At 64.0% G+C, this 12,665-nt stretch carries 9 protein-coding genes and 1 pseudogene; 3 read left to right on the top strand and 7 right to left on the bottom strand.

Going from position 1 to position 12,665, the window contains the following annotated elements:
• Nucleotide 1: 1 nt before the first annotated feature.
• From AC0L3K_RS14895 to AC0L3K_RS14885, 3 genes and pseudogenes are all read right to left on the bottom strand, one after another.
• Entirely contained in the window at nucleotides 2-703 is a 702-nt protein-coding gene (locus AC0L3K_RS14895) for a TetR/AcrR family transcriptional regulator (protein ID WP_007593882.1), read from the bottom strand.
• Between the two features lie 122 nt (nucleotides 704-825).
• Complete coding sequence (locus tag AC0L3K_RS14890; RefSeq protein ID WP_473366269.1) at nucleotides 826-1,416, bottom strand: thiamine pyrophosphate-dependent enzyme; 591 nt, start codon at nucleotides 1,414-1,416, stop codon at nucleotides 826-828.
• A pseudogene (locus tag AC0L3K_RS14885) lies at nucleotides 1,413-1,968 on the bottom strand (phosphonopyruvate decarboxylase). The gene AC0L3K_RS14890 and the pseudogene AC0L3K_RS14885 overlap by 4 nt, the downstream one beginning before the upstream one ends.
• A 107-nt stretch (nucleotides 1,969-2,075) precedes the next feature.
• On the opposite strand from AC0L3K_RS14885, the gene AC0L3K_RS14880 reads away from it, so the two are divergent.
• The 3 genes from AC0L3K_RS14880 (at nucleotide 2,076) to AC0L3K_RS14870 (ending at nucleotide 6,627) form a co-directional block, all read left to right on the top strand.
• Nucleotides 2,076-3,296: a cytochrome P450 gene (locus AC0L3K_RS14880; RefSeq protein ID WP_473366268.1), complete on the top strand. Its 1,221-nt coding sequence runs from the start codon at nucleotides 2,076-2,078 to the stop codon at nucleotides 3,294-3,296.
• 163 nt (nucleotides 3,297-3,459) lie between these two features.
• Complete coding sequence (rocD, locus tag AC0L3K_RS14875) at nucleotides 3,460-4,674, top strand: ornithine--oxo-acid transaminase (protein ID WP_473366267.1); 1,215 nt, start codon at nucleotides 3,460-3,462, stop codon at nucleotides 4,672-4,674.
• A gap of 486 nt (nucleotides 4,675-5,160) precedes the next feature.
• On the top strand, nucleotides 5,161-6,627 hold the full coding sequence (locus AC0L3K_RS14870) for a Spy/CpxP family protein refolding chaperone (protein ID WP_473366266.1): 1,467 nt from the start codon (nucleotides 5,161-5,163) through the stop codon (nucleotides 6,625-6,627).
• 1,197 nt (nucleotides 6,628-7,824) lie between these two features.
• Here AC0L3K_RS14870 and AC0L3K_RS14865 read toward each other — a convergent pair.
• From AC0L3K_RS14865 to AC0L3K_RS14850, 4 genes are all read right to left on the bottom strand, one after another.
• A complete protein-coding gene (locus AC0L3K_RS14865; RefSeq protein ID WP_007593895.1) occupies nucleotides 7,825-8,688 on the bottom strand; it encodes a sugar phosphate isomerase/epimerase family protein in 864 nt (287 codons plus the stop codon).
• The gene (locus tag AC0L3K_RS14860; RefSeq protein WP_473366265.1) at nucleotides 8,688-9,878 is read right to left on the bottom strand and encodes a dihydrodipicolinate synthase family protein; all 1,191 of its coding nucleotides are present in this window, start codon (nucleotides 9,876-9,878) and stop codon (nucleotides 8,688-8,690) included. The genes AC0L3K_RS14865 and AC0L3K_RS14860 overlap by 1 nt, the downstream gene beginning before the upstream one ends.
• A gap of 135 nt (nucleotides 9,879-10,013) precedes the next feature.
• The gene (locus AC0L3K_RS14855) at nucleotides 10,014-11,165 is read right to left on the bottom strand and encodes a Gfo/Idh/MocA family protein (RefSeq protein WP_354127733.1); all 1,152 of its coding nucleotides are present in this window, start codon (nucleotides 11,163-11,165) and stop codon (nucleotides 10,014-10,016) included.
• Nucleotides 11,162-12,559: an enolase-like domain-containing protein gene (locus tag AC0L3K_RS14850; RefSeq protein WP_007593898.1), complete on the bottom strand. Its 1,398-nt coding sequence runs from the start codon at nucleotides 12,557-12,559 to the stop codon at nucleotides 11,162-11,164. The genes AC0L3K_RS14855 and AC0L3K_RS14850 overlap by 4 nt, the downstream gene beginning before the upstream one ends.
• Between the last annotated feature and the right edge of the window lie 106 nt (nucleotides 12,560-12,665).

Below are 12,665 nucleotides of genomic sequence, written 5' to 3'. Positions count from 1 at the left end.
GTCATGCACTCTCTGCAATCGCCGTCTTGCCCACACAACCGGCCTGATCGCGGCCCAAATGCGAAACAATTGCGGCGTCGTTAAGTCCGATACCCCTCAGGAGAAACTCACACAGCTGCCGCTCGAGGTCGTTCGCCTTGCCGTAAGCGAGACACGGCGTGGCCGGCAGCCTGGTCAGCGCAGCCGTCATCACGGTGTGATGCGCAAACCAGAACAGGTTGAGCGGTTCGCCGTTGTATGGCCGCGCGTCCCTCGCGGCAACCGCACGCTTGAGCGAGGCGACGAAGGCCGCCCCGATCAGCGTCTCGATCTTGGCATATAGCAAACGAGCGAATTCGCCATCATCCAAATGACTCGTGGCCATCAATCGCAGGCGCTGGGCCTCTTCCTGGTCGGGCCCATCGGCGATGTGCATGAAATGCCCGACCATGCCGCGGATCACTTCGACCAACGTGGCCGTCGACGGCTCACGTTCGAGCAGCTCCATGAGCGCCGGGTCCGCCTCGCATTCGTCGCTGAGGATTTCGGCGTAAAGCGCGGCCTTGGACGGGAAATGCTTGAACAGCAGCGCCTCGGAAATGGCAGCGGCGGCCGCCACGCTCTTGGTCGTGGTGCCGGTATAGCCGTGTCGGGCAAAGCAACGCTTTGCGGCGCCGAGGATCAATTGACGCCTCAGGTCGCTCGTCATACGCAATGAGCTCATGCTAGTGAGTAAGCACTCACCCACGCAAAAGTCAAGCACTATGCTGCATCGCAACCTGAGTGCGTTGTAATTCCAGTGGAAATTGACCTCGCCCACACGGCCTCCGTGCAGGACGGGAGCGCCTAGATTGGCTGGAAGCCGGGGTCGCCGCGAATCCGGTTGAGAATGTAAGTCCCATCCCGGCTCGGCAAAATCCGCTCCAGATTGGCGCTGTCGATCTTCACGCTGGCAAAGCGCGGCCCGGCGGAGACGTCGTGGACGGCTTTGGCGAAGGCCTCGACCCCGACCATGGTCGTCACGGACCGGCTATCCCCGATGCCGCAGGCCTTGGCGACGCCGACGAGGTCGGCGGCCGCGGCGGTGTGGCTGGTCTGACCGCCGGTCTCGCCATAGGCTTCATTGTCGAGCACCGCGATCGAGAGGTTGGACGGCTTCTGGAGGCCGATGGTGGCAAGGCTGCCCATGCCCATCAGCATCTCGCCGTCGCCCGTGATGACCAGCACCGGCAACTTTGGCTGCGCCAGAGCGAGGCCCAACCCGATCATCGCCGCCCCGCCCATGCCGCCCCAGAGGTAGAAATTCCGGGCATGGTCGCCGGCCGCGAACATGTCGTTGGTGGAGGCGCCGAGGCCGCCGATCGCAACCACATCCTTGCGGTCCGCGAGAAGCGCGGACACCACTTGACGGCGGTCGAGGAGATTGGCCTTGCTCATTTGGTGAAAACCTTGGCGCCGATCAGGCGCTGCGACAGCAGGACGGCGGTGGGCGTGAGGGCGTTATAGGCCTGCGCGGCCGCCGCCTCGAGCACGGCCGGCACCTCAGCTGCGGTCGAAGCCCGCAGCACCTTGACACCCGAGAGCTCGAACACGCCCTGCGTGGTCGATCCCATCGGCACCTGCCACGGATTGAACTCGCCCCACTCGCCACGCATGGTCACCAGGGTGAGGAAGGGAAAGCGCAGGATCGGGATCAGCGACAGCATGTTGATGCAATTACCGACCCCGCTCGACTGCATCAGCAGCACGCCGCGCTGTCCGCCCGGTCCAGGCGCCGGCGAGAAGCGCCACGCCCTCCTCCTCCGTCGTCAGCGGAATGCCGCGCATCGTGGACGATGCCAGCACGCGCTGGATCAGCTTTGAATGGCCGGCGTCGGGCACGTAGGGCACCTGCCGGACGTCGAAGCGTTGCAAGGTCGTGAAAATATCGTCGGGCCAATGAGTGCCGGACTCGGCGGCGGTGTCGGCAGCGTCAGCGCGGGCGTGCATTTTCCTGTCCGGTCGGCTTGCAAATCACGGTTCGACTGTAGACGGTGAACCGAGCCGCTCAAAAGAGCGAATACAGCATATCGGATTCAACCGGCGAGTATGGCGGCATGAACGCAAGTGCGAATGAACTGGCGGCCAGTTTCGATCTGGAGAAGCTGACGGCGGAATTCTACGACGATCCCTACCCGACCTATCGTGCACTGCGGGAGAACGAGCCGGTCAAGCGCCTACGCAACGGCACCGTGTTCCTGACCCGCTATGACGATCTCGTCACGAGCTACAAGAACACAAAATCGTTCAGCTCGGACAAGAAGCGCGAGTTCGCACCGAAATACGGCGACACCCCGCTCTACGAACACCACACCACGAGCCTCGTCTTCAACGATCCGCCGGCGCATACCCGCGTGCGGCGCCTGATCATGGGCGCGCTGTCGCCGCGCGCAATCGCCGGGATGGAGCCTGATATCATCAAGCTGGTCGACGGCCTGCTCGATGCCATCGCCACCAAGGGCAGCTGCGAGCTGATCGAGGACTTCGCCGCCTCGATCCCCATCGAGGTGATCGGCAATCTGCTCGACGTGCCCCATGACGAGCGCGCGCCGCTGCGCGACTGGTCGCTGGCAATCCTCGGTGCCCTCGAACCAGTGGTGTCACCTAAAGTCGCTGCCCGCGGCAACAAGGCGGTGACGGATTTCCTCGGCTACCTCCGAACGCTGGTCGCACGCCGACGAGCGAAGCCTGGCAACCCCGAGCGCGACGTGCTGACGCGCCTGATACAGGGCGAGGAGAACGGCGAGCGGCTGACCGAGAAGGAGCTGCTGCACAACTGCATCTTCCTGCTCAATGCCGGCCACGAGACCACCACCAATTTGATCGGCAACGGCCTCGTGGCGCTCGACCGCAATCCGGATCAGAAGCGGCGGCTGATCGACCACCCCGACCTCATCAAGACTGCGGTCGAAGAGATGCTGCGCTACGAGAGCTCGAACCAGCTCGGCAATCGCATGACCACGGAGCGGGTCGAGCTCGGCGGCGTCATGCTCGATGCCGGCACGTCGATCACGCTGTGCATCGGCGCTGCCAATCGCGATCCGGCGCAGTTTCCGGCCCCCGAGAGATTCGACATCGCGCGCACGCCGAACCGGCATCTCGCCTTCGCCACCGGCGCGCATCAATGCGCCGGCATGGCGCTGGCGCGGCTGGAAGGCGCCATCGCGGTCTCACGCTTCTTGGCGCGCTTCCCGAACTATGCCGTGAGCGGACAGCCGGTCAGGGGTGGACGGGTGCGGTTCCGCGGGTTCTTGAGCGTGCCTTGCGCGATCGGCTGAGGCCTCAAAACAAAAAACGCGAAAACAACCCCATGCACAGTAGAGGGCCGTCGGCGGAAGATTGCCTTGTGGATCCGCATAACCATTTGACGAGGGGAGGCAAATCGACGGGATCGCGCGCCTCGCCAACGGCCAATGCCGAAGCAGCAATGGAGTGACGAAGATGAGCTCCTCGGTCATCGATTTCCTCGCAACCGAAGCACGCTTTGGCGCTCGCAACTACGAGCCGATCGGGGTCGTCCTGTCGCGCGGCGAAGGTGTCTGGGTGTGGGATACCGAGGGCAACCGTTATCTCGATTGCCTCTCGGCTTATTCGGCTCTCAACCAGGGCCACTGCCACCCGAAAATCCTGGCCGCGATGGTCGAACAGGCGAGCCGGCTTACATTGACCTCGCGCGCCTTTCACAACGACCAGCTCGCCCCGTTCTACGAAGAGATCGCGGCGTTGACCGGCTCGCACAAGGTGCTGCCGATGAACAGCGGCGCCGAGGCGGTCGAAAGCGCGATCAAGTCGGTGCGGAAATGGGGCTACGAGGTGAAAGGCGTGCCGGACGGCCAGGCCGAGATCATCGTGTGCACCAACAATTTCCACGGGCGCACGCTGGGCATCGTCGGTTTTTCAACCGAGCCCGAGACCCGCGCCCATTTTGGGCCGTTCGCGCCGGGCTTCAAGATTATCCCGTTCGGCGACGCCGCGGCGCTGGAAGAAGCGATCACGCAAAACACCGTCGCCTTTCTGGTCGAGCCGATCCAGGGCGAAGCCGGTGTCATCATTCCTCCACCCGGCTATTTCACGGGGGTGCGCAAGCTCTGCACGGCCAACAACGTCATGCTGGTGCTCGACGAGATCCAGACCGGGCTCGGCCGCACCGGCAAGCTGCTTGCCGAACAGCACGAAGGCATCGAGGCTGACGTGACGCTGCTCGGCAAGGCCTTGTCCGGCGGCTTCTATCCGGTGTCGGCTGTGCTCTCGAACAACGACGTGCTCGGGACTTTGCGACCCGGGCAACACGGCTCAACCTTCGGCGGCAACCCGCTCGCCTGCGCGGTCGCGCGCGCGGCACTGCGCGTGCTGCTGGAAGAAGGCATGATCGAGAACGCAGCCACGCAAGGCGCGCGCTTTCTCGAAGGCTTGAAAGCCATCCGCGCCAACACGATCCGCGACGTGCGCGGCCGCGGCCTGATGCTGGCGGTCGAGCTGCATCCCGAAGCCGGCCGCGCGCGCCGCTACTGCGAGGCGCTCCAGGGCAAGGGCATCCTCGCCAAGGACACCCATGAGCACACCATCCGCATCGCCCCGCCGCTGGTGATCACCAGCGCTCAGGTCGACTGGGCACTGGAGCAGTTCGCGACGGTCCTGACGCAGGATTTCTCCTAGAGCCTGCCTGCGTCGGAAGATCGCAATTGCCGGCTGCGACCAACGACGAACGATTCCGCCACCTGTGCGTTGAGAATGGTGGGCGATTTCGAGCTGGGAGCGACGAGCATGCTTCCGCGTGGCGTTTGCCTGACGGCCTTTTTGGTTGGTGCCTCGATGCTGGCGGCGAGCGTCAGCGCGTCCGCTCAGGGACACGGAAGGGGTGGACCACCCGGGCCGGCCGCAGCGCCGGCAGTTCGGCCAGCCGCACCGCCTGCCATGGCCCGTCCGGCGGCGCCGCCGGCCATGGCGCGACCCGCCGCCCCCGCATTCCATCCACCTTCCATGCCGCAGCGACCGGCCATGGCGCCGCATCCGGCGCCGCACTTCGCCTCACCGCCCCCGCGTCCGGCCCCCCACTTCGCTGCACCGCCGCGGGCTGCCCCGCACGTGGCGGCGCCGCGACCTGAATTCCATCGGGCGCCACCTGCACCGCAACGTCCGGCCATGGGGCCGCGGCCGACGCCGCACATCGCCGCCCCCTTGCGCCCCAGCGGACCGCCAGCCGCGCGCGAGCGGCTGTCGCGACGGGAGCAGATCGATCAACGCGCGCAACAGCATCACCTGCAGATCCAGCAGCGCCAGCAGGTGGTGCAGCAGCGGCAGCGCGAGGTGCTGTCGCGCCAGACCGCGGAGCGCCAGACCCGCATCGATCGGCTGCAGCAGCGCGTGCAGCAATTGCAGTCGCAAAAGCCTGAAGGTGCGCGGGCGCAACGCCAGCAACAACGAATGCTCCAGACGCAAAACCGCTTGCTCCAGCGTGAGCAGCGTGTGCAGCAAACCGATCTGGCGCGCCAGCAGCGGCTGGGACAGGCTCCCGCGGCAACTGCTGCAGCGGCTGCCGCGGGGCGAGCCGCCGGGCGCGGGCGATTTGCCGAGCGTTTCCGCGAGCAGGCCACTTCGCAAACCCAGGCGGCTCTCATCACCCGCCAGAGCGGCTGGGCGCCCCGGCAGGCCTGGCGCCACCGCCATCCCGCGGCCTTCGTGGCATGGCTTGGGCCGGTGTTCTGGCCCTACGCCTATTCCGACATTTTTGACTACACCTTCTGGTCCTATGCCTACGAGCCCGGCTATTGGGCGTACGCGTATGACGACTTCGTCGACACCGTGTTCTGGGGTGGTGACAGCCCCTATTCCGCCTATGCCAGCACCAACCCGTATGACTATCCGCAAGCCGGCGGAGGCTCCCGCGCTCCTCGAGGCGCCAGCGTGAGCCCCCAGACGCTGCGGCAATTGTGCGGCACACCGGACAAGGGCGTTACCGCCTGGCCGCTTGCCGATATCGCGCGGGCGGTACGGCCGACACCGGAGCAACGCACGCTGCTCGACGAGCTGAAGACCGCAGCGGCCAACGCTGCCGGTGTGTTCAAGGATTCCTGCGCAGAGACGTATGCACTGACTCCACCCGGCCGCCTGCGCGCAATGATGAACCGCATCAGCGCGACGCTGGAAGCCGTCAAGATCGTGCGGCCGGCACTGGAGAATTTTTACAACTCACTCAGTGACGAGCAGCAGGCGCGCTTCAACGCGCTCGGCCCCAATGTCGGCGAGCGCTCCCTGCCGCAGCAAGCCAGTGCCCAAACCACTGCCGAGGGCTGCGGCGATCCGAAGTCCGGCTTGACCCAGTTACCGATCCAAAGGATCGAGGCAGTGCTGCACCCCGCAGGCAAGCAGAAGGAAGCGCTCGACCGCCTCAGCGAAGCGACGGCCAAGGGCGTCGATCACCTGCAGGCGGCCTGCCCGAACGATGTACCGCTGACGCCGGTCGGACGGCTGGAAGCGATGCAGCACCGGCTCGAAGCCATGCTGACGGCCGCCAAGCTGGTCGAACCGACTCTTGACGAGTTCTATGCCACGCTGAGCAGCGAGCAGAAGGCACGCTTCAACGCGCTGGAACAGGTCGCAACCCCGTGAGGACGAGGTCGCGTTCTCTCGGCATTCTCTCGTGGCCATTTGCGCAGCAGCCGAACGACGTGGTGTGACCGCAATCGCCCTGCCCTGCTTCACAGCTCGACGAGAGCATGCGTGTCCAGGCCACTTCTCTCTGTGAGACGTGCGGTGGCGGAATGCAAACGACAGCCTTGCTCCGTCCTCACGTGGCCGAAATCGCCTTCGGTCCAGCGTCATTCGTGTTTGTGATTGATCGAGGCCGCTCTATCTCATTCGAGCTAATGGCGTTGCATTGTTGGAAGTAGGAAGACAGCTCAAGATGGGCCAGGTGATCCCAGTATTCTGCTTCTGCGAGCAGCTTCCATTTATGCTGTTGTACGCGGCCTGTTGCCGGCACAGCGAACTTATCGCACGCAAGCGTCGCACCTTCTCCATTGCGAACCCTCCCTTCACGCTTGTTTGCTTACAAGCGCATTTGGGTTGTCACAGCTTCGCAGATTGAATTGACGAGTGACATCCCGGTGTTTGACGGTCATCGATGATAGCGCAATCGTTTGACTTTTCACCGAATAGCAAGGCGAACGATGCGGGGCAGCAACAAGGGCTGCGAAGAATGACAGCCCTTCGGTCTGCGCTCTAGGCACACATCAGCAAAGCGCGCATCGGACGATAGGTCGCCGGCGCGTTCCATTTAGGACTGAAATTATTTAGGACTGAAATTTTAATAGTGAGCGGCCCTTCCTGGATGTGGTTAGCTCGTGACCAGACCGGACCGGACAAAAAATTTGATCCCAAAACTATTTGGTCCCGGCCCATTGGACTGCAAGACCGCGTTCGTGCGGTCTTTCCTTACAACCGCAATAAAATCAGCCGCGTCCGACCACGCCGAGGCCTTTGGCAAAAGTGGCCAGCCTTACCACGCACAATGGCCCCGACGATTGCACGTCGGGGCCATTCAAGATCGTCAGGCAGGGTACATCCGTCGTGCCTGCCGATCGTTGATGCCACCAATTACCTCATCCGATCTGGCGCAGACTGTGGCGCGGCTGCGGCATCGGGGTGGTGATATTCTGCCTGAAAGCTGAAGGCTGTCCACCTCTCGTTGGTACTACTCCCAACTAGTTCGCTGCTCTGCAGGAGTTTGTGCGGAGCACCGAGCAGAAGGCGCGCTTCAACAGGCTGCAGCAGGTAGCAAGCCCGTGAGACCAGCGTTCGTTAAAGCTACACCACCGTCTTGTGCCGCGCGATGCAGGTTTGCAGCACCTCATCCATCGGTTTCCTCCACCAGTCGTTGGAGAAGATTTCGATCTCCGAATAGCCGGCAAAGCCCTGCGCTTCGACCGCTTCGCGCACCGATTTGATGTCGATCACGCCGTCGCCCATCATGCCGCGGTCGTTGAGAATGTCCCTGGTCGGCACCAGCCAGTCGCAGACATGGAAGGCAAGCAGGCGATCTCGGCCGGCGCGCGCGATCTGCCCCATCAGCTCCGGATCCCACCAGATGTGATAGACGTCGAGCGCGACGCCGAGCATGCCGCTGCGATCAGGGTCGAGCCGGTCGCAGATGTCGAGCGCCTGCTTCGTGGTGTTGACGCAGGCGCGGTCCGCGGCATAGGCCGGATGCAGCGGCTCGATCGCCAGCGGCAGCTTGGCCTGTTTGGCGTAATCGAGCATTTCGGCGAGCGCTTCCTCGACCTGCGTCCGCGCGCCGGCGATGTCCTTCGACGCCTCGCTGCCCGGCCGCGAATATTGCGGCAGGCCGCCGACGACGAGAACGATGCAGGGGGCTCCCAGCGCCTTGGCTTCGTCGACGCAGCGCCGGTTGTCGTCGCGCACCTCGCTCCGGCGCGATGCGTCGGAGGTGAACATGCCGCCACGGCAATAGCCCGACAGGTCGAGACCGGCATCGCGCACCGCACGCGCGGCGCGATCGAGGCCGACGGAAGCGACCTGGTCGCGCCAGGGGTCGATGGCGCGGATGCCGTGCCTGGCACAGGCATCGATGATCTCGACGAGATCAGCCTGCTTGCGGATTGTCGCCGTGTTGAGCGACAGCCAGCGATGGTCGGGCGAAAAATCACGCATCAGGATTCGATTCCGCGCGTTGAGAGCACCGCCTTCATCCGCCGCGTCGCCAACTCCGGATCGGCGAGCAGCCCGGCCTTGTCGGCCAGCCGGAACAACTCGGCCAGATGCAGCGTCGAGCGCGTGCTCTCCTGCCCGCCGACCATGGTGAAGTGGTCCTGGTGGCCGTTGAGATAGGCCATGAAGACGACACCGGTCTTGTAGAACCGGGTCGGCGCCCTGAAGATGTGCCGCGACAGCGGCACGGTCGGACCCAGCACGTCGTGGAAGCCTGCCTCATCACCAGCAGCCAGCCGCGACAAGGCGTAAGACGCCGCCGGCGCGATCGCATCAAAAATGCCGAGCAGCGCGTGCGAGAAGCCCTGCCCGTCTCCGGCGATCAGCTCCGCATAATTGAAATCGTCGCCGGTGTACATCTTGATGCGCTTGTCGAGACGACGGCGCATGTCGATCTCGCGCTGCTTGTCGAGCAGCGAAACCTTGACACCGTCCACCTTGGCGGCGTTGCCGTTGATGATGGCGACCGCAATATCCATTGCCTTGTCGAGATCGTTGGTGCCCCAATATCCCGTCAGCGCCGGATCGAACATGTCGCCGAGCCAGTGGATGATCACGGGCTCGCGAACCTGCGACAGCACACGGTCATAGACCTTGGCATAATCGTCGGCGTTGCGGCCCAGCTTCGCCAGCGCGCGCGACGCCATCAATATGATGCGGCCGCCGACCTTCTCGACTGCCGATATCTGCTCCTCATAGGCGCGGATCACGTCGTCGAGATTCTTGGCGTCCTCGACCGCAAGATGGTCCGTGCCCGCTCCGGAAAACACCAGCGCGTTGCGGCGCTTGGCGGCGGACACCGAGCGCGTGATCAGCTCCAGCGAGGTCGGCCAGTCCAGCCCCATGCCGCGCTGCGCGGTATCCATGGCTTCCGCCACGCCGAGACCGAGATCCCAGACGTGCTCGCGAAAGGCGATGGTCTTGTCCCAGTCGACGGCAGCGGAGAGCCACGGGTCGTTGTCGGCAAAGGGATCGATCACGGTATGGACGGCGGAGAACGCAATGCGGTTCAGCGGACCCTCGAGCTTTGCGGGAAACGTTCGCGAGGCCGCGAGCCGGTAAGTCTCGATCGAGCGATCGACCTTCGGCAGTTTGAGCGACAACGACAACATCGGCTGGACGGGCTTGTTCATGATTTCAGACCTCTCCCCGTCATTGCGAGGAGCGAAGCGACGAAGCAATCCAGACTGTGTCCGCGGAGGGTTCCTGGATTGCTTCGCTTCGCTCGCAATGACGGCTCAACAACATCGATGATTATCCGATAGACCTCAGACCTTGATCGGGGCGACGTCGATCCATCGCCGCTCCTTCCAGCTCTTCAGCGCGCATTCGGCGAGCTGCACGCCCTTGACGCCTTCGAGCAGCGTGAACTTGTAGGGCGCATCCTCGTAGACATGGCGGATGAACATTTCCCACTGCTCTTTGAAGCCGTTGTCGTAGGTGACGTTGTCAGGCAGCTTCTGCCAGTCGCTGTAGAAATCGTGCAGCCGCTTCTCGTCGGGATTCCACACCGGTCGGGGCGTCGCCTGCCGCGCCTGGATCATGCAGTCGGAAAGGCCGGCGACGGCCGAGCCGAGCGTGCCGTCGACCTGGAAGGTGACGAGATCATCGCGATAGACGCGCGTCACCCAGGACATGTTGATGTGGGCGATGGCGCCGCCCTTGAGCTGGAACGTGGCATAAGCGGAGTCGTCGGCGGTCGCCTTGTACTTCTTGCCCTGCTCGTCGAAACGCTCGGGAATGTCGGTGTTGCCGATGCAGCTCACGCTCTCGACCTCGCCGAAAAGATTGTCGAGCACGTAGCGCCAGTGGCAAACCATGTCGAGGATGATACCGCCGCCGTCCTCGTCGCGGTAATTCCATGACGGCCGCTGCGCCTCCTGCCAGCCGCCTTCGAACACCCAATAGCCGAACTCGCCGCGCACCGAGAGGATGCGGCCGAAGAAGCCGGAGTCGCGCAGGAAGGCGATCTTCTTCAGGCCGGGCAGGAACAGCTTGTCCTGCACCGTACCGTGCTTGACGCCCTTGGAATTGGCGAGCTTGACGACCTCGAGCGCCTCCTCGAAATTGGTCGCGATCGGCTTCTCGCAATAGACGTGCTTGCCGGCATTGATGGCCTGGGTCAGAAGCCCCGGCCGCGCCTGTGTGGTCGCGGCATCGAAGAACATGGTGTCATTCTTGTCGGCGAGGGCGGCGTCGAGATCGGTGGTCCAGCGCGCGATGTTGTAGCGCTTGGCGAGCCCCTCGACCTTCTCGGCGCTGCGGCCGACCAGGATCGGGTCGGGCATCACGCGGTCGCCGTTCTTCAAGCGGACGCCGCCCTGCTCGCGGATCGCGACGATCGAGCGGATCAGATGCTGGTTGAGTCCCATGCGGCCGGTGACGCCGTTCATGATGAGGCCGAGGCGTTGGGTGGTCATGCCGACTGCTCCTGCAGAGATTTTGGCTGTTCGAGCGGGCGTAGCGCCGACCAGTCCGGATGAACCGACGTCGCAAAGCCCGTTGCATTGAGCGATCCCGTGAGGAGATCGCCGTTGTGAATGGAGAGGCGGATGCCCTGCCCGGCATCCGCGTAGAGATCGGGATGCGCGACGGCGAAAGCCTGGGCCTCCGCGGCGGGCGTATCACCGAAGCCATCGACGTAATGGTGGCCGTTACGTTCGGCATGGGTGATGCCGATGAAGGCCCCGAGCGCAAGGTCCTGCTGCACGGCGAGGCCCGCCTGGCAGGTGAGGTCCTCGCCGGTCACGAAGAATCTTTCGCCGGCCAAGCTCCATTTCGCCGCGCGTGTCGCGTTGACGATGGACTTGTAAAGCCCTTTGCAGGACTTCGAGGAGATGCCGTGATAGCCGAGCGCCCGTGCCGCGGGAAACGCGTCGTAGGAATCGTCGGCTTCGTCGATGATGAAGCCGCGCGCCGCGAGCGAGCCGAGCGGCGACTGCCTCGTGACATCGCGCGGCATCGGCTGCTCGACATAGAGCAGCCTGGATGAAATCGATCGCAGCGCAGTGTCATGGTCGAGCCGGCCGATGAGTTCATGCAAGGCTGCGAGATCGGCATATTGCTCGTTGGCATCGAGCGTCACTTTGTAGTCCCGGTCCAGCGCATCGAGCTCCTTGCCAATGCGCGCCAGCCGCGCTGCATCGCCGACGGGGTCCCCCGACAGCTTCAGCTTGAAGTATCTTGCACCGGAGTTCTCGTGGGGATCTGCAACTCCGCCCTCGCCTTCAACGGTGTCGTCGAGACCGACGGTATGCCTGATGGCAACGCGCGCCAGCGGCTTCCGGCCGGATAGAAAGGCCGTGATATCCGTTTCCTTCAGGTCGGACGAAAGCCGCGCATCGATGCCGGCGATGTTGCCGGCCATGCCGCCGAAGAAATTGGTCTCGGCAGCGCGGAGCAGCGCATCGAGGATCGCTTTGTCGATTTCGGCGGGTCCGCAAGCCGCGGCAAGCGCCGGAATGTTCTTTTTCGCACAGGTCGCGACCTGGGCACCGATGCACGATGCATGCAGATCGAATGCCGTCAAAAATCCGGTTCGCGCGAGATAAAGCCCCCGCGCGATCTCCAGCGAGCGGCGCAAGTCATCGACGGTCTGGGCCGGCGAAAGCTCCGGCCGCTTGTCGAACCATTTTGGCACCAGCAGCTCGGCACTCGCACCGACAGCACTTCCCCTGCCCTCGACCTCGATCCCGACCCGCACGAACAGCTGCGGAGTCGCGTTGATCGTGATCGCGCCAAAGCGGAACGGCCGCGCGAACTGCACGGGACGTTCGAAGAAGGCAATGTCTCGCAGCTTCAGGCGCGGTGACATGGTGTCGCAACGAAATGAGGTGAATTTGGTGCGAGCGGTACAGCCGCGGGCGACTCGCCTCTCCCGCTTGCGGGAGAGGTCGGCACGAAGTGCCGGGTGAGGGCTT

Source organism: Bradyrhizobium sp. MI1.10, assembly GCF_055811035.1.
The sequence above is the reverse complement of the archived record's forward strand: the minus strand, read 5'-3'. Positions and strand labels throughout refer to the sequence as shown.

Excerpts from the sequence above, each read along its gene's own strand:
- AC0L3K_RS14895 (WP_007593882.1), bottom strand. The coding sequence starts at position 703 with ATGAGCTCATTGCGTATGACGAGCGACCTGAGGCGTCAATTGATCCTC.
- AC0L3K_RS14890 (WP_473366269.1), bottom strand. The coding sequence starts at position 1,416 with ATGAGCAAGGCCAATCTCCTCGACCGCCGTCAAGTGGTGTCCGCGCTT.
- AC0L3K_RS14880 (WP_473366268.1), top strand. The coding sequence starts at position 2,076 with ATGAACGCAAGTGCGAATGAACTGGCGGCCAGTTTCGATCTGGAGAAG.
- rocD (WP_473366267.1), top strand. The coding sequence starts at position 3,460 with ATGAGCTCCTCGGTCATCGATTTCCTCGCAACCGAAGCACGCTTTGGC.
- AC0L3K_RS14870 (WP_473366266.1), top strand. The coding sequence starts at position 5,161 with ATGGGGCCGCGGCCGACGCCGCACATCGCCGCCCCCTTGCGCCCCAGC.
- AC0L3K_RS14865 (WP_007593895.1), bottom strand. The coding sequence starts at position 8,688 with ATGCGTGATTTTTCGCCCGACCATCGCTGGCTGTCGCTCAACACGGCG.
- AC0L3K_RS14860 (WP_473366265.1), bottom strand. The coding sequence starts at position 9,878 with ATGAACAAGCCCGTCCAGCCGATGTTGTCGTTGTCGCTCAAACTGCCG.
- AC0L3K_RS14855 (WP_354127733.1), bottom strand. The coding sequence starts at position 11,165 with ATGACCACCCAACGCCTCGGCCTCATCATGAACGGCGTCACCGGCCGC.
- AC0L3K_RS14850 (WP_007593898.1), bottom strand. The coding sequence starts at position 12,559 with ATGTCACCGCGCCTGAAGCTGCGAGACATTGCCTTCTTCGAACGTCCC.